This is a genomic window from Sphingobacterium arenae (assembly GCF_014692505.1).
In the GTDB taxonomy this organism is placed as follows: domain Bacteria; phylum Bacteroidota; class Bacteroidia; order Sphingobacteriales; family Sphingobacteriaceae; genus Sphingobacterium; species Sphingobacterium arenae.
The window spans coordinates 194,766-212,544 of the sequence record NZ_JACNYK010000006.1 but is presented as its reverse complement, the minus strand read 5'-3'; the positions used below and the strand labels follow the sequence as shown (position 1 = coordinate 212,544).

Here is a 17,779-nt window from a genome sequence, read left to right as displayed (position 1 = left end):
GATTAAACTTTAAAATTAGTTCTGTGGCCACCCTTCTGTCTGTGTCAGCACATAACCTTTTAACTCATATTCGTCCATTTGTACGAGCCCTACCGGAGTAAGATAGGGATTGATATTGGCTTGGTTCAAGAATGGTAAACGTGGGTTATTATTCTGATGTTTGTAGAAGCCTTTCATTTCAGCATCGTTAGTACCATTGTAGACCGTTTCTGTACCATCTTTATCCACGACCGCGAATACACCGATATTTTTTGCATCCAACTCGTTTGGAAGCTCCACTGGAAAATCAACCCAACCTCCAGACAACAAATCCGTATTCTGTTCGTTGTCCATATACTCTAACTTCGACCAACGACGGAGATCAGCCAAACGATTTGTTTCGAAAACAAATTCCAGACGACGTTCCCGACGGATCTCCCACAGTAAAGGAGATACGCTGGGGTCTCGATCCGGATCAGTCGGTAAAGCATTGAGCAATAAATCCGGTAGATTTTCTACCCCTCGGGATTTCGCCTCCGCTGCCACCGGGCGCTGACGGATCTTGTTGATTGACTTGTTAATATCATCCTGCGTTACTGCAGCGCCCCCCATACTAGCCAATTCCGCTTTCGCCTCAATCCAATTCAGCAATACCTCTGAATAACGCAATATCGGTGCATCGGTTTCATTCCTATTCGACGAAAACTCGGTAGGCAGCCCGTTACCTGTTACAACAGATTCTTCCGCCTCCCGTGAAAAATACTTGGTCACGTAAAACAGCGCCGATCTGTTCAGTAGATTAGGTTTGCTGAAAAAAGTAGCTTCAAAGCGAGGGTCACGCGACTGGATCATACTGGTCAAATCAAATTCGGACGCATTCGCTACGGCCGAATTTCCCCAAGTCTTACCATCGGTACACAGATAGGTTTTCAATAAATCTGTCGTTGGACCATTGTTGGTCGACTCCGACAGGTTACATTGGGAGGCAATAGCATGTGTCACCCCCAAAGCTGCATCGTAACCTCTGTATAACACCATATCTTTATTACCTTTTAAATCTTTGGAGGTAAATAAAGATTTATAATCGGTCACGATATCGTATTTACCGCTGCTCATATCGATCTGAGCCGCCTCTATCGCCAATTCATAGAACTTCTTTGCTTGCCCGGGGTTATTGTAGTAATATTTTTGCCAGGAAGCCTCCGTTAGTGCCAGCTTGGAAATAAACCCTGCAGCGATATATCTATTCAGTTTTTGATCGTCTCCATCATTCGTTCGAATATTTTCCAGCACATATAGCCAGTCATCATAAACATGATTCATTACTTCATTGCGTGCTGTCCGAGGTTTATAAAGCTCCTCTAAATCGGTATCAAACAGCTCAAAATCATAATACGGCACATCACCATAGCTCTGCACCAGTTCGCAATAACGGAAGGCCCGGAAAAACTTACCGACAGCTGTCCAGTGCGCCTTTGCTTCCTCACTAAGGATACCGTTCATACGGGTTTCAATGCGATCCAACATAATATTTAAAGATCGAATATTCGTGTAGCTCCATATCCCCGAATTGGGCACGGATCTGGCAAAATTGGCTTGATTCCCTAGACTTACCACGTCATCTGTGTTCGTAGATGACGCCATGGGAGCCGTTCCGTAATTGAACGCAATACCATAACCATTAAAAAAATCAGTGTAATATTTATCGGCATACATCCGCAGCTTCTCTTCACTTGTCCAACCATTGGTATTATCATCCAGTGCCGTCAGCGGTGGTCGGTCTAAAAACTTATCGCAGCCAGAGAATAATAATATCAGGACTGCATATACCGCTATATAATTCGTTTTCATAACTTTCATCAATTTAAATCATTAAATACCTATTTGAATACCAAAAGAAGCCGATCTAAACGTTGGGTTTGACGTGCCTGTCCGACCTAGATTGTAGTTATTATTGCCATCATCTTTCAACATCGAATATCCCGATATTGCTTCCGGGTCGATAGGTAATCCACGGAGTTTGTCGAACGTGAACATATTTTCCAGCGAAATAAACAGCCTTGCGCTAGATAGCTTCGCTTTTTGTAAGAAAGATTGCGGCACCGTATAACCAAAGGTGATGTTTTTGATACGGAAATAGGCCATATTCAGCATATAACGGGATTGTGCGCGCATCACATATCCTTCATTAGCACCGTTTAGGTTCCAGGCTCTCGGATAGAACGCATCCGTACGATCCGGCCGCCAGTAATCCTCTGCAATGGCTTTCGGCATAGCGCCCTCTTTAGCAAAATAACCCGGAATAGCTAACTGGCCGGAACCCCAAATCTTCCGTTGCCCTACACCTTGCGCAAATACCGAAAGATCGAAACCTTTCCAGTCGGCACCTACACGAAAGCCATACTGATAGCGCGGTGTAATATTGCCGATAACAACACGATCTCCCGGATCACCGTTTGTATTCTTTCCAGCATCGATATAACCATCGCCATTCACATCCACGAATTTGATATCGCCCGGACTGATCAGCATGGTTTGATTGCCATCTTCAAAGTAAGTCTGGTAAACCGGATTGTCACCGGCCAACACATTGGTCATCTTACCGGTACCATTGTATATGATATTCGTCTGTACAAAATCACCGTTTCCATCATACACAAAATCCTCGGCCTGGAACAAGCGGTCGGTTACAAAACCGTAGACATCCCCATAGCGTCTACCTGTGGAATAGGTGGTTCCCAACAATCGGTCTTCCCAAGCATCATTCCAATCCGCACCTTTGGTGGTAAACGATGTTGCATCCGAGATATTGGCCATGACATTCAGTCCGATACCATTTGTAAAGCGATGATTAAAATCCAATTCCAGCTCCCAGCCTCGGGTACGCAGATTGCCATAATTTCCTAGTGGTGATCCTGTGCCTAATGTTGCAGGCGAAATCACCCCCGATACGATCATATCCTTTGTCTCCCGCTGAAACCATTCAGCCGTAACGCCCAATCTATTCTCGAAAAAACGTAAATCTGCACCGACGTTCAGATGCTCAATACGCTGCCAGGTCAGTCCACTGCCTACCAGACGCGGGGTACCAATGGTGGTCAGCTTATTTCCGCCAGCAAGCCAGTTCGATTGTCCAGGCGCCATCTCTGGCATATATAGACCATTATCAATAGATTGATCCCCGATAGAACCCCAGGAAGCCCGAATCTTAGCGAAGCTCAACACCGGATCAAGGGGCTGCATAAACTCTTCTTGCGATAGCACCCAGCCTCCCGAGAACGAGGGGTACCAGCTCCAACGCATGTAGTCTGGAAACAGGGATGACGCATCATAGCGAAGATTAGCCTCCAACAGGTATCTATCCCGGAAAGCATAGTTTATCCGACCGAACATGCCGATCTGCGAATCCCATCCACGGTCACCACCAGTTGTCATCACACCATTGGTATATGTGAAGTTCGGATTATCACTATTGAAGACACCAGTTCTATTAGACCAGTGAGATTTAAAATTGTAGGCAGTTAAATTCGTTCCTAACATAAACTTGAATTGATGATCCTCCGAAAGCTCCAAATTATAGGTGGAATAGGCATTCAACGTATGTTTTCTGCGGAAATTAGAGTTTTGGTAGAAGTAACTGGCAGACGGCAGCACATAATCCGTCATCGGAAACTCATAAGCGATCATGCCATCGCCTGGATTAGCGACCGGATTTCCAGACTCATCTACATAGATCGTCCTGCCATCAGCGTCTTTCATTTCGTTTACACCGTACCAGTGTGTTCTGGCTTGAAGCGGCACCGTTGCAGATTCAAAATCATAGTTTTCCGTACTATGCGAATAATCTGCCTGTACATCCCAGTTCTTTGTCAGATTGATCGTTGTCCCTATATTAAGATTTAAGTACTTTTTATTATCGATGGCGTCTTTAGATGTTTTCGCCGCCCAAGCGGGGTCAATCATGTCATGCCCATTTTGCTGCACACCTATCGGGAACAATAGGCTCCACCTGTAGAGGTATAACCAAGGATCCGCCCCGAAGCCAGCCGAATTATTGGAATTCGGGTAACGTTTTGTTCCGTCAGAGTATATCAGGCCGCCGCGCATCGTGATCGCCTCATTGACTTTAGTGGACACGTTGAGCGTACCATTGTAGCGTCTGAAATCGTCGTGATTGGCAGGTTTCATCATTCCCTGCTGTCCGAGATACCCCATATTAATATTGTAATTGGTATTACCTGTTTTACCACTCAACCCTAGGTTATGTAAATTCGAAAACGGATTGTCTTTTACCATTGCCGTCACCGGATCATAGATTCGGTAACCGAATTTCTGGCTTCCATCCCACCACCAGTCGCGACCATACACCACCGGGTCATCGTTACCCACAACATCGCCATATTTCGTTTGCCACTCGCGGATTTTTTCGAGACTGTTACGGTCTACACGCCAGAAGCCACCCGCAGCACCGGCTGCATTCATATTCTCATGAGCATCGACAGTATATTCCAATCCCGCAATTCCAGCCATTTCAATATCCTTAAAAGGCTTTTGCCAGGAAAGGTTATTGGAATAGGTTATGGTGTTCCTATCGGTTTTCGCACCTTTCTTCATGGTAATCAAAATGACACCAAAGGCTGCTTTTGCTCCATAAATCGAGGCCGAAGCCGCATCTTTGAGCACCGATATGCTTTCGATATCACTTGGATTAATCATTTGAATACTGGGTACCTCAACGTTATCGACTAAAATCAATGGATTGCTTCCACCATACTGGGAACCCACTTGCCCACGGATTTTCATGATCGGGTCAGACCCCACTTCTCCACTGGGGACAACCACCGAGAGTCCGGGAACAACTCCCTGTAATCCTCGGCCGGCGTCAGAAATCGGACGACCACCCATGGCTTTTTCCACATCCACGGAAGAGACAGCACCCGTCAAATGGGCTTTTTTCTGCTGACCATATCCCACCACCACGACTTCTTCTAGTGAGTTATCCTCCACTTGCAGCACCACATTAACCGTACCGCTTGACACCACAATGTCTCTGGGTTGATACCCGACATAGCTGAAACGCAATGTTGCACCTATTGGAGCCTTGATCGAAAAATTTCCGTTGTCGTCCGTAAAAACAGAGGCTGCTCCTCCCACGATACTTACGGTAGCTCCACTGATTGCCCCCTCAGCGCCGGTGACCCTTCCCTTAATCACGTTTTGAATCACGTTAGCCAGTGGCAAGGAACGCATCCTCCCAGCCGGAGAGCCCTCCCCCGCGACAGTTCCCGTCGAAGCAATCAATCCTAAAGCAACAGAAAATAGTAAAGATTTTCTCATAGCCAGTTAGTTAGTTTGTTTAAATAATGTTAGTTACACATAATGAGGTTATATGTTGCGTTTTTTCTTTTTTATAAAAGAAAAAACGCTAAAACCTGCACTAATATAAACAAAAACACAAAACAAACAAACTTTTTTGCTTTTTTTTAAGTGATTTTATCAAAATAAAAAAAAACACGCACAAAGGCGTGTTTTTTTATCTAATACAAAATGCAATAGCTATTTTCTTGGCCACCCGAAGTTTTGTTCCAACTCCACGCCATTACTTTCATAAAGTGAAATCTGGTCCAGCGGAATCGGATCTAGGTAAAACTTTTCCTGTACCGTCCTCTTAATAGAGGCTGAAGGTATAATATACCCTGCATTAGCCCCATCAACGGTAATACCATTTAACTGTTCGTCACTGTAATCCGCTTTCACGATATAAGCTCCTCTGTTGACCGTGGGATTTTCTTCTGAATCTGCATAATGAAGCTTTTTCCATCGGCGTAAATCGTTCAGCCGAAGTCCTTCGAACATGAGCTCGGATCGACGTTCACGTCTTATCTCCCAAAGAAGGCTAGGAACACTCGGGTCGCGGGCGGGATCGTCATACGGTGCCCCATTTACGGCAGGACGGCCACCTGATAACTCTAAACGCGGCAGGCCCACTCCGGTTCTATTTCGAAGAACATTGATGGTTTTGTCCAGATCGTCTTGTGTCAGTGTTCCCAACTCGGCCACGGCTTCTGCATAATTAACGAGCACTTCTCCGTAGCGGATAATCGGTGCGTCGGTAATATTCAAGGAACCGGTTCCCACGGTTTCATTCCGGAGGCTTACGTTCAGAAATTTCTGTACGGCGTATCCCGAAAGGGCAAAGTTGCTCCTCACATTCATCATGCGGAGTTCCGGTGCGATGGTTTGCACTAAGCGTCCGTCACGATCACGCAGCGCATTGGCTACCGTCCGGTCATTTTCGTAACGCGACGACAAACCGATAGGCAGTCCGTCTGACAATAGATAGCTATCTAGTGCATTTTTGGACATTCCGGCCTGCGGTTCCAGGTTGTTGTACGACATCGCACTATGCGACAAAATGCCTTCTGCATATTCTTTAAACAGGATAACTTCGGGGTTTCCTTTAAGTGACTCCGAAGCAAACAAATCGCGATAATTATTAGAAACCGAGAAAGCACCACTCGCGATCACCTGCTCAGCGGCCCATTTTGCGGCCTCTAGGTATTCTGTTGCTTTCGCTTCATCAATAGCATGGTATTTCAACCAGGTTCCTTCAAATAGAAATACCCGGGACATATAGGCCAACACCACATATTTGTTGATGGCTTGTTGTGCTGGTCCATCGCTGGCACGTACATGTTCGGCGGCAAACCTGAAATCTTCCAACACCTTGTCCATGACATAAACGCGCGAGTCACGTGGGCGATATAAGTCGGGGTCGTCCTCCGTTAACACGTGGTCAATATAGGGCACATCACCAAAAGCATTGACAAAATTTGCATATTCTAAACCGCGGAAGAATCGCCCGACACCCAGCCAGTGGTTCTGAACTTCTTCAGCGAGCTCTGCAATCGGCACACTATTAATAAAGTGATTGGCTTTGCGTATACGGGAGTAATAAGAGGTCACGCCCGTGGGGATCTGGTTTGCAGGTAAAACTGGCGACCAGCCTCCTCCCGAGGTGGGCACGTTGATCACAAACTCGTCCACAACGATTTCATTCGGGCTTATCGGTATAAAATCATCGTTGATAAACTGCCCGTCGTATAACGCTCCCCTACCAAAACCACTGCCATATCCTTTGAAATAAGAGTTATAAAAACCAAAGGTATAGGTTCGGATGTTGTTTTCGGATGACCAGAATGCTGGGTCCGTCAATTGATCTAGCGGATCTTTGGTCAAAAAATCATCGCCCAAAAAATCTTTAGAGCAGGATGTCATCGATAAAATACCTGCTATGGCTATATATTTAAGTAGTTTCATCTCTAAAAAGTTAATTGAAGCCCTAATGAAAATGTTCTGCGGTACGGGTAGACGCGACCGAATGTATTTAGATCATCACCTGATCGTCCAAAAGCATTGGAATCATCCCTTCCTGCCACGGTGTAATCTATTTCTGGATCGACCGGAACGTCTAAATTATCAAATTCCAACAGGTTTTCGCCCGAGAAGAATACCCGTAGCTTCGAAATTTTTGCCTTATCCATCACCGATGAAGGTAACGTATACCCAAATGTTAGATTTTTCAACCGTAGGTAAGACATATCCATAAGGTACCTCGTTTGCGGCATATGGTTAAGGGTTGTATTACTCTGATTCTGATTGGTTGGTCTATAATAAAAAGCACCGGTATTCTCTGGCGTCCAATAATCCATTTGGTGTGCGTACCAAGCCTCCGCCGGCCTCCATCCGGGCACGACAAAATCTCCTCCTGCCCAAATGTCGCGTGAGCCGACTCCTTGCAGGAAGAAGCCTAAATCAAATCCCTTATAGTCGAAATCTGCGCGGAAACCATATTGATACCGTGGGTTGGAATTACCGATGATTCTTCGATCACCTGGATTTTGTACCGTCCCGTCTCCTATACCAATTACGCCGTCACCATCCAAGTCTTTGTATTTCACATCACCAGGGCCGAATTTAAACGTTGCCGTTTCGTAATAGGCTTGTGAGGGTATCCCGTCTCGCAAGGTATAACTTCCATCTGGGTTAGCCGTGAAGTCGTCCAATTGGAAAAGTCGATCTGTTTCGTAACCCCAAATTTCGCCGATAAGTTTACCTTCGTAGTTGGTGGAGGTACCATTGACATTTACCTGAGCCTGTCCATCGAACTTGGTAATCGTTTCTTTGAAATCGGACAATTGCCCCGCCAGCCGCATATTCAAGCCGTTACTAAAGCTGTGGTTATAGGCTAGTTCCAATTCCCAACCGTTGGTCTGCATTTCCCCAAAGTTACGCAATGGAGAAAGAGCTCCAAAGCTTGATGGTAGCACCACACCGCCGGTAATCAGATCAGATACCGTCCTTCTGAAACGGTTGAACGTCACGTTAAATTTATTCTGGAAAAATGCCGCATCGACCCCAATCTCTTGTGTGGTCACTGTTTCCCATGTTAAATTTTGGGATACAATAGTAGGTGTGGCCATCGTATTCTGGTTCACCCCGTCGACCAACCAGCCCGTTGCGGCCTGGCTCAACGTAGAGAGGTATAATCCCGGTGGCACGGTCTGATTCCCAACACTACCCCAGGAAGCTCTTACTTTTAAGAAATCCAGGTAGGGTTTAGACCAATCCATAAACTCTTCTTGAGAAAGCACGTATCCGGCAGACATCGCCGGGAAAAAGCCCCAAACGTTTTCTTTATTGAATCGAGAGGAACCATCATACCGAGCCAGTACTTCGAAAAGGTATTTATTTTGGTAATCATAGTTAATACGCCCGAAAAAGCCGAGTGTGGACCAATGCGATGCACCCGAACTTGCTGTCTGATCGCCAGTTGCCAAACCTAGTTGTGGATAATTCTGATCCAACAGTCCTAGTCGTTGTCCCCAAACGTTGTCCGATTCGGCTAGCTCGGCATTCGCCCCAGCCATAAACTTAAAGTTGTGTGCGTCGTTAAAGCTTTTATCGTAGGTCGCGTACATATTCGCGACATGCCGGGTACTGATGCTACGGTCTTTTCTGGCTCGGTCGTGCGTCGCACCCGTATACGTTACGTAATCAAAATCTGTTTTGTTCCAAAAGTCCCAGCCCGTTACGCTACCACCATTGGTATCAAACCGATTGAGATACTGCGAATAGGTATAGTCGGCATCCAAGGTTAAGCCCTCCATGATGGTTGCTTGCCCTCCAAAGGACATACGGGTCATGTTCAGCGTTCTGACATTCATATTTGCTTGTTGCACGTCAGTAATTGTATTGCGCATGGGCAATCCGTCGATCGTTCCGTAAGGGAAATTTCTTGGCCAACGATACATGTAAAATATGGGCTCGTACACGTCGCCATTAAAGGAATAAGGCTTACTCGCATCCGAAGCCGAATACAAAACTTTTGCAAAACCTGTGAGCCAGTCATTTAGATCGGCATTTATGCCGAGATTAAAATTATATCGGTTGTATTTATCGGGGTTTTCTCTCAATATACCCGTTTGGGAGACCAATCCAAATCCCGCGTTGTAATTTACTTTATCCGATCCGCCGGTAATACTCAGGTTATGGTTTTGTTGCGGTGTAAAGTCGCGCATAAACATACTTTCTGCATCCCATGGCCGGTGGAAATAAAGAAATCCGTCTTTCACTTCCCAATCTCGTCCTTCCACCATCTCCAAACCTAGATTTTGCCCTCCGTATAGGCGTTCCCACTCTTCCATTTTCTCGATGGCGTAGTCATCGTAACGGGTGCCTAAATTGTTATAGCCCGTTAGCGAGGGGTTCGTCCGCTGTTGCGCGAGCAACCCTGCTCTCGCCCCTTCTGCACCTCCCGCAATAACAGGTGTTGTTGTCGGTTTCTGAAGGGCTATGTTATTGGAATAGTTGATGGATGTCTTTGTATTTCTTTTTCCAGATTTCGTTTTGATCAAGACAACACCCCATGCCGCTCTTGATCCATAAATGGCGGCCGAGGCATCTTTGACGACCGACATGGTTTCAATATCCGTAGGGTTGATCATGGACAGACTCGGTACTTCTACCCCATCCACCAGTATCAATGGCGACGCGCCGCCCTGTGTCTGCAACGATCCGCTGACACCGCGTAACCGAATAGTCGGGTCGCCTCCCAAATCTCCGCTTGGCGTCGAAACGGATAAACCGGAGACAGCACCTTGTAAAGCCCGCCCCACATCAGTAATCGGGCGCGTTTCAAATGTTTTCTCGGTATCCACGGTGGACACAGCTCCGGTAATATTCGAACGTCGCTGCGAGCCGTATCCTACGACGACCACTTCGTCCAATGTCGTGTCTTCGGCTTCCAAATTCACATCCAGTGTATTACCAGAAACGACAACATCTTGGGAATGATAGCCCAGATACGTAAACCGTAATGTTGCGCCGACCGGCGCTTGGATGGAATAGCCCCCCTCTGCATCGGTACTGGTGGAAGTTGTTCCACCAACCACAGCCACCGTTACACCAGCAAGAGGGCCCTCTGCCCCAGTCACACGACCGGTAACCGCATTTTGGATGTTGATATCGGAAACGGATACCGGAGGTTTACCCTCGCCGATAGGATACCCTGTCCCATAGGCCAACGGACCAAACGACACTGTTGTTAGCCCAAATGCAACAGAAAATAGTAAAGATTTTCGCATAGCAAGTTAGTTTATAGTATATAAAACACGCACAAAGGCGTGTTTTTGTTTTATTATTTATTCAAAATCAGCGTACATCAGATATTTTGCCCGCATTTCCTTATAGGCTTTTAAATCTTCTGCCCAACTGTCGCGAATTTCACTTTCCGTTTTACCGGCAAGAATTTGTTTCCGCAATTCATCGGTTCCGGCAAGTTTATCGAAAAACTCTGGACGTGCGAAAAACTGGCTTTTATCAGGCATTTTATTATAAAAATCCAACAAGTATTTCAAGGTAAATTTTTCGTTGACGGCATCTACATTGCGTAAATCGATTCCGTAACACAAATTATCTTGTTGTTCTACGTGTGCTGCCATTCCCGGCCGTGTACCCGGTGTAAAGGTAAATTCGCCGAATACCGGATCGGGATAACCCACTACTTGAAACGGCCAATCTGTACCCCGGCCTATACTGATATCCGTTCCTTCAAAAAGACAAAGCGACATGTATAATCTTACAGACGGATAATTTGGTAAGCTAGGTGATGGGACTACAGGGAGCTCATAAGGGGTGCTATGATCCCAGTTCTTTACGGGAATCACTTCCAAATCACAGGGTTTACCATCGTCCAACCAACCTTCTCCATTAATCATTTTCGCCAACTCACCTACCGTTAAGCCATGAATCATCGCGATTTTATGATAACTAATGTTCGCTTTAAATTTGTCGTCTTTCCGTACTGGGCCATCTACCTGATCTCCATTGGGATTTGGTCTATCTAGCACAATTACTTTTTTGCCCTGGTTTGCACAAAGCTGCATCACCCGATGCATAGAGGCTACATACGTATAAAACCGAGCACCTACATCCTGTAAATCGAAAATCATCACATCCACCGATCCCACGATAGAATCTGCCTTCGCATTTTCACCATACAACGTGTGCAGCGCAAGTCCCGTTTTTTTATCAACCGTATTATCTACCTTTTCCCCACGTTCGATATCCCCGCGAAATCCGTGCTCGGGTGCAAAGGCAAACTTCAAATCTACATTTTCCCGTAACAACACATCTACCAAATGTTCTTTCTCGTCTCCCACTATTGAAGTCTGATTCCCCATTAAACCAACTTTCTTCCCTTTTAACAAGGGTAAATAAGCAGAAAGCTGATCTGCCCCCGGAATTATTCGATTGTTTTCTTGAGCTTTATCAGCTTTTGCGTTTTTATCGTCGTTTTGCTTGTTTCCGCCGGCACATGCGGCCATAGCTACGGCTAAAAAAAGCAATAAAGGGGCAAATCTTTTCATATTTATGCGTTTTTATTTCAATAACAAACATAAACAAGAAAAATTAAAACAAGAAAAAAGACGCCACTTTTTTTATAATGCAGCGTCTTTTTTTTATATCTAATTATGAAATTTTAGGCGTGTTATTTCACCTTTTTAGCGATATAATCGCTTTCGTTGCTCAACCGGTCAACAGCTTTAACGGCAATGGTTTTTAACTTCCTTCCATTTTTTACCTTCGGGTAGCTTTTTTCTGTTTGTTGCCCCTCTATAATTTCATACTCCCAAACATCACCATACTGCGCATAGGCAATCCAGTGAAAGACTTCATTAGGTTGCTTATGTAACCACTTAGCAAATACGCTGCTGGTTTCTTCTGTTAACAACAGGCTTGGTGTCAGCAGTGGATTAGCACGAAGCCACGGCGATCGAGGAATCAAAGCTTGATGATTATACGGACCGGATTTCACAGCTTGTACCATTCCTGGACTATTCGTTAATCCCGCAATACTCCAATGGATCGCCCCTACACTATTAGGAATGAGTTTCCGCGTCTCTTCGATCTGTTTGACAATTTCTTGTGTTCGGTTTGGTGCCCTTACGGCAACCGTATTCAACCCTGGCCAAAGATGTCGCTTATGTGTGTTCTCCGATTCCCACCAACGTAAAAGGGCTGTAAAACTTTGTCTAGGCGGATCAATAGGCCAGTATAACTGGGGTGCAAAATAATCAATCCATCCTTTATTTAACCACAATTTAGCATCTGCATACAACTCGTCGTATTGGGAAGAGCCTGTTATGCCTGCGGGATAACCCGGCTTCCATATCCCGAACGGGCTCAATCCAAATTTCACAAAATTCTTTTCTGCTTTTATTTCCTTATATACACGCTCTATGAACCGATTCACGTTATCCCTGCGCCAATCTGGTCTCGACAATGTCCCTCCTGATTTACGATAAGCATTCCACGACGTATCATCGGGAAAATCTGCTCCTCCATTGTAACTCGCATAGGGATAAAAGTAATCATCAAAATGCACCCCATCGATATCATATCGCTTAACAATGTCCAATACGACGCGAGCAGCATGATCTTGCGTTTTTACATTTGCCGGATCAAACCAATACATACCATTTTTAAGCCGGACCATCATATCGGATGCTTTACGCACCATAGATTCACTGGTGACTGCTCCTCCCGTGGAATGGTGTGCACGGTAGGGATTCAACCATACATGAAGCTCCAGTCCGCGTTTGTGCGCTTCTTCCACCCAGAAGGTTAAAGGATCATAATACGGGTTCGGACGTTTACCAATTTCCCCTGTCAAAAAATAGGACCAGGGCTCGTGTGGACTATCGTACAATGCATCTGCAGAGGGCCTGACCTGAAATATCACGGCATTAAAATTGTTTTCTTTTAACAAGTCCAACAATTGTATGGCCTCCCGTTTTTGCGCCTCGGTCGAGTAATTTCCTTTTGTTGGCCAATTGATGTTGGCAACAGTTGCTACCCACGCACCTCTAAATTCTCGATCAACCGTCGGCAATTCTACGCGTAAAGGAATTTCCACAACTGGTTTCTTTTCCTGTACAATAGGCTTTTCAGCCGCAATAGTCTGTTGGTCTATTGGAACCGATTCTTTTTCCGCTTTTTGTGCCGCCTTCGCCTCATCGCTTTCCGCGACCACGACTTCTACATTCGGCGATTTCAATTCCTTTGCTGATCGTTTATTCTTGCGGGAAGCACAAGAGAACAACACCGTCGACAATATGACTGCAACTATTACTGGATATTTCATAGGATACAAAACTAATGCTTTTAAGTCAGAAGAAAATGTTAAATTGATTGCTTGCTATCCATTAGGCCGTCACCTTCGCTCCCTTGAAATACACCGAATGAACATTAAAATCAGCATCGAAAACTAAAACATTTGCTAATGTTCCTGCTTCGAGATTACCTATATCGGACCGTCCTATTAAAGTTGCTGGATAGCAGGTTGCCATACGAATAGCTTCGTCTAATGGTATATCTACATGTTGTACGCAGTTTCGGATAGCATGAAGTAAGGAAAGTGCAGAACCGCTCAGTGTTCCGTTGGGCAACACATAATGATCTGCATGAAGTACATGCTGATAAATTCCCTTGGTACATGTTGCTACCGCATCGGTGATCAAAAACAAACGTCTGCCCATCAATTCCTTCGCAATTTTTACCGCTTGAAAATCGACATGTATACCATCTACAATGATAGATGCCGCAACTTCGGGATGGCGAAACACAGCTCCAGGAAGTCCCGTATCACGATGATGAAACGCAGACATTGCGTTCCAAAGATGAGTAGCGGCTTTTATTCCTCGATTAAACCCTTGAATACCCTGTTCAAAGGTAGCCGCACTATGTCCTGCACTAAGCAGTATCGATCTTTCTAAAAGCACCGTCAGGCTATCCTCATCGACTTGTTCCGGAGCAATCGTCATCATTTTCACAGCACCGTGATCCTCCTCCAGCAAATTCGAAATGAGCTCCACCGACGACTGCACAATGAGCTCGGAGGGATGTGCGCCTCTTTTTTGGGGATGGAGAAAGGGGCCTTCCAAATGCAACCCGAGGACGGATTGCGACAGGTAATTGTTAAACACACGTATCGCCTCCTTAAATACCGGTATAGTATTCGTTGCCAGTGTCAACACAAAAGAAGTACATCCTTGCAACAACAGACGACGCTCAATCCGAGCAATACTTTCGGTTGTTAATTCGGCAGAGAACAAATCGTCACCGGAACCGTATACCTGTAGATCGACCAGCCCCGGGCAGATATTGGCTCCAGCAACATCGATTCGCTCGGCTTCTGCAGGGACAGCAGAGACAGGACATATTCCGCTAATCTTTTCACCCTCCATAACCAAAGCATGATTCGAGAAGCTATTGTCCGTATTAAAAATATGACCATTCACCAAAGCCACTTTCTTTTTTTCCATCTTGCGTATATTTTTGTGCAAAATTTTACCGGCATAAACATACGCAAAGTTTAAAAAGGATTCATATGTGTACTTTTGTTTTCTAAATTTTCCATCGTAAATTCGTACCATGGAACGAAACAATACGAAACCGAAACTTTCTAAATCTTCCCGATTTAACCGGAGAGCTATGCGGGTTATGAATATCATTGCCATTACGGTTTTTATTTTGGCCATTATCTATAAAATATTCTTTTCTAAATAACTTATCATCATGTCAAACAAACAAATACTGAACACCGAGAAGGCTCCGGCAGCAATCGGCCCTTATAACCAAGCAATCCAAGCAGGAAATACATTATATGTTTCTGGACAAATTCCTTTGATGCCCGAAACGATGGAATTAATTAACAGTGGCGTAGCAGATGAAACGCATCAGGTATTGAAAAACGTACAAGCGATTTTAACGCATGCTGGGTATACGCTTAACGATGTTGTAAAGGCGAGCATTTTTATTTCGAACATGGACGATTTCGCTACGATCAACGAAGTATATGCACAGTATTTCACAGAAAATCAACCGGCACGTGAGACCGTAGCCGTCAAGACACTTCCTAAAAATGTGAACGTAGAGATCTCTGTTATTGCCTGGAAAGCGTAATACGTGGAACAGCAGCCAGAAAAAACAGAAAGTCGCAGAAATCATTTTCTTGCGGCTTTTTTAGCCCCGCTAATATGGGGATTTATGGCCATCCCCGTCCGGTGGGTGAAAGCCTACCCCGCAGAAGATATTTTATATTATCGTATCCTCGTTGCCCTAGTTGTCATATGGCTCTTTATATTTCTGTTCCGATTCCAATTTTTAAAGCGAGATATAGCCATTTTTAAACAGCTAGCCGATCGGAATCGAAATCATACCATTAAGTTAACTTTATTGGCATCTGCACTGATTTTTGGAAATTGGTTCGCCTATATATATGCCGTCAACCACATCAGTGTGCAGTCAGCCGCATTTGCCTATCTTACTTGCCCGCTTATTACGGCTATTGCAGCCTTCTTTATCCTCAAAGAACAACTAAGCACACTTAAAAGGATTGCTCTTGGCATCGCTTTGATCAGCGCGGTTACAATGGCAACCGGCTCGCTTATTGATATACTCTGGTCGATGAGTATCGCCTCTTTATACGCCCTGTATTTAATCGTTCAACGTGCGTCACAAGGGTTTGACAAACTGAATATGCTGGCAGTTCAATTGATGTGCTGTTCTTTATTTGTTATCCCGAAGCTTTTTATTAATCAACATCCTTTCCCTAAAGAAGCGTTTTTTTGGTTTAGCATCCTGACAATAGCCGTTGTTTTCACGATCATTCCCTTATTTTTCAGCATGTATGCGTTGACGCGCATATCGTCTTCTACTACAGGCGTTCTGCTGTATGTAAATCCATTAATAGGTTTTTCTTTGGCAGTCACATATTTTGGAGAGACCGTTGATTCCCATAAATTTATAGCGTATGGTTTTATCGTAATCGCTATTGTTATTTTTAATTGGGAAACACTAAAAAATAATATCAAAAGTAAACGCGGAAGCTGTCTATAATCCAGCAAAATTAATTCATCGCCGTGTAGCAATATATATTTTCTCTACGTTTATGGAGTTAACAATTAACTAAAGCAATGTAAACGATGAAGGGAATCACCATTTTTATAACACTATCTATCCTATTATTCGGCTGCAAAAAGGAAGAGAAGACTGCAGACGAATGGTCTAAGTTAGCAATTGAAAAACGACTGGAAATTGATCATCTTATTGCCAGTACCCCCTGTAATGACATTAGTGAATGGTCTGTCTTTACTTACGGGGAACCATATAGCTGTGCACCTACATATTTTCCAACGCATCCTTCGATAAAAGATAAATTTGACAAGCTATGGGCGGACTATCTCTATTTCGATCAAGCACACACCAAGGCAATGATAGCGGAGGGAGTAATCATCGATCCATGCTGGGGAGGGGAATGGTTTCATCATGCACCTATCCGATTGGAGTGCCGAGACAATAAAGCTTCGTTAGTTTATATCAGCGAACTGGATGTGGAGGACAGCGAAGCTGAAATAGCCATAATCTATCCGCGTATTGAAAAATACTTATCCGAATTAACTTGTGAAAGCAATGAAGGCTGGACTTATGCTATGCTGCTCGATACAGACTGTGGTTATTCTTATATACCCTACAAATACGCAAACAACGATACGGCAATACAAGCTGATATTGCCTTATACAATACCCATCGCGCCAATATAATTAATAAGGAAAAACCAGATTGTAATAATCATAAAAACGAAGCTTTTGATAGTATTGTTTGTGAAGACGGTAAGCCTGTAGTGAAAACGAAAGGATATTAGGTTTACATCCGCAATCTTATGATAGCACAAAAAAATAATTATCAAGTAGCCGAACGAAAAGTAGCATTTCATATCATAGGTACGTTCTTTTTTATATGATAAACTAAATATGTATATGCCATGAAAAGATTTTTAATGTTATTGATGACACTCGGAATTGTATTAGCTTGTGAAAAGTCGGAAACTAGCAATGGCCAAGAATCCGATCGCGAAAGATTAATCGAGATGCGGCAAGAAATATTAGATCAGATAAATGCCATACCTTGTGAAAATGAGAAAGATTGGCGTCCACAGGCGTTAGGAAGCAAGGCGTGCGGTGGCCCCCAAGAATATATCCCCTACCCGGAAACAGTTGATGAATCGGGTGAATTACTTGATTTGATTGAAAAATATACCCGACGGGAGGAAGAATATAATAAAAAATACAATATTATTTCCGACTGTCGAGCTATCACGTCTCCGAAAGGAGTACGTTGCGAGGACGGCAAACCTGTCCTTTACAATGATGAGATGGGGCCTCATTAATAATA

At 44.4% G+C, this 17,779-nt stretch carries 11 protein-coding genes; 4 read left to right on the top strand and 7 right to left on the bottom strand.

What is annotated here, in order from left to right:
- Window positions 1-15: 15 nt before the first annotated feature.
- From H8B17_RS17815 to nagA, 7 genes are all read right to left on the bottom strand, one after another.
- Window positions 16-1,830 (bottom strand): RagB/SusD family nutrient uptake outer membrane protein, encoded by a 1,815-nt coding sequence (locus H8B17_RS17815; protein WP_190310590.1) that lies wholly within the window; start codon window positions 1,828-1,830, stop codon window positions 16-18.
- A 21-nt stretch (window positions 1,831-1,851) separates the two neighbouring features.
- On the bottom strand, window positions 1,852-5,316 hold the full coding sequence (locus tag H8B17_RS17810) for a SusC/RagA family TonB-linked outer membrane protein (RefSeq protein WP_190310589.1): 3,465 nt from the start codon (window positions 5,314-5,316) through the stop codon (window positions 1,852-1,854).
- 219 nt (window positions 5,317-5,535) lie between these two features.
- Window positions 5,536-7,299: a RagB/SusD family nutrient uptake outer membrane protein gene (locus H8B17_RS17805; protein ID WP_190310588.1), complete on the bottom strand. Its 1,764-nt coding sequence runs from the start codon at window positions 7,297-7,299 to the stop codon at window positions 5,536-5,538.
- Window positions 7,300-7,301: 2 nt separating this feature from the next.
- The gene (locus H8B17_RS17800) at window positions 7,302-10,625 is read right to left on the bottom strand and encodes a SusC/RagA family TonB-linked outer membrane protein (RefSeq protein ID WP_190310587.1); all 3,324 of its coding nucleotides are present in this window, start codon (window positions 10,623-10,625) and stop codon (window positions 7,302-7,304) included.
- A gap of 57 nt (window positions 10,626-10,682) precedes the next feature.
- Entirely contained in the window at window positions 10,683-11,909 is a 1,227-nt protein-coding gene (locus tag H8B17_RS17795; protein WP_190310586.1) for an exo-beta-N-acetylmuramidase NamZ family protein, read from the bottom strand.
- A gap of 122 nt (window positions 11,910-12,031) precedes the next feature.
- The gene (locus H8B17_RS17790) at window positions 12,032-13,687 is read right to left on the bottom strand and encodes a glycoside hydrolase family 10 protein (RefSeq protein WP_190310585.1); all 1,656 of its coding nucleotides are present in this window, start codon (window positions 13,685-13,687) and stop codon (window positions 12,032-12,034) included.
- Window positions 13,688-13,748: 61 nt separating this feature from the next.
- Window positions 13,749-14,867, bottom strand: a complete 1,119-nt coding sequence (gene nagA / locus H8B17_RS17785) for an N-acetylglucosamine-6-phosphate deacetylase (protein ID WP_190310584.1) — start codon at window positions 14,865-14,867, stop codon at window positions 13,749-13,751.
- A 253-nt stretch (window positions 14,868-15,120) separates the two neighbouring features.
- Here nagA and H8B17_RS17780 point away from each other — a divergent pair, with 253 nt between their 5' ends.
- The 4 genes from H8B17_RS17780 (at window position 15,121) to H8B17_RS17765 (ending at window position 17,774) form a co-directional block, all read left to right on the top strand.
- Entirely contained in the window at window positions 15,121-15,507 is a 387-nt protein-coding gene (locus H8B17_RS17780; protein WP_190310583.1) for a RidA family protein, read from the top strand.
- A gap of 3 nt (window positions 15,508-15,510) precedes the next feature.
- Window positions 15,511-16,443, top strand: coding sequence for an EamA family transporter (locus H8B17_RS20840; RefSeq protein WP_317171061.1), 933 nt, complete (start codon window positions 15,511-15,513; stop codon window positions 16,441-16,443).
- Between the two features lie 86 nt (window positions 16,444-16,529).
- Window positions 16,530-17,249, top strand: a complete 720-nt coding sequence (locus H8B17_RS17770) for a hypothetical protein (RefSeq protein ID WP_190310582.1) — start codon at window positions 16,530-16,532, stop codon at window positions 17,247-17,249.
- Between the two features lie 120 nt (window positions 17,250-17,369).
- Entirely contained in the window at window positions 17,370-17,774 is a 405-nt protein-coding gene (locus H8B17_RS17765) for a hypothetical protein (RefSeq protein WP_190310581.1), read from the top strand.
- The last annotated feature ends 5 nt before the right edge of the window (window positions 17,775-17,779 follow it).

Excerpts from the sequence above, each read along its gene's own strand:
- H8B17_RS17770 (WP_190310582.1), top strand. The coding sequence starts at position 16,530 with ATGAAGGGAATCACCATTTTTATAACACTATCTATCCTATTATTCGGC.
- H8B17_RS17800 (WP_190310587.1), bottom strand. The coding sequence starts at position 10,625 with ATGCGAAAATCTTTACTATTTTCTGTTGCATTTGGGCTAACAACAGTG.
- H8B17_RS17780 (WP_190310583.1), top strand. The coding sequence starts at position 15,121 with ATGTCAAACAAACAAATACTGAACACCGAGAAGGCTCCGGCAGCAATC.
- H8B17_RS17815 (WP_190310590.1), bottom strand. The coding sequence starts at position 1,830 with ATGAAAACGAATTATATAGCGGTATATGCAGTCCTGATATTATTATTC.
- nagA (WP_190310584.1), bottom strand. The coding sequence starts at position 14,867 with ATGGAAAAAAAGAAAGTGGCTTTGGTGAATGGTCATATTTTTAATACG.
- H8B17_RS17810 (WP_190310589.1), bottom strand. The coding sequence starts at position 5,316 with ATGAGAAAATCTTTACTATTTTCTGTTGCTTTAGGATTGATTGCTTCG.
- H8B17_RS17795 (WP_190310586.1), bottom strand. The coding sequence starts at position 11,909 with ATGAAAAGATTTGCCCCTTTATTGCTTTTTTTAGCCGTAGCTATGGCC.
- H8B17_RS17765 (WP_190310581.1), top strand. The coding sequence starts at position 17,370 with ATGAAAAGATTTTTAATGTTATTGATGACACTCGGAATTGTATTAGCT.
- H8B17_RS17805 (WP_190310588.1), bottom strand. The coding sequence starts at position 7,299 with ATGAAACTACTTAAATATATAGCCATAGCAGGTATTTTATCGATGACA.
- H8B17_RS17790 (WP_190310585.1), bottom strand. The coding sequence starts at position 13,687 with ATGAAATATCCAGTAATAGTTGCAGTCATATTGTCGACGGTGTTGTTC.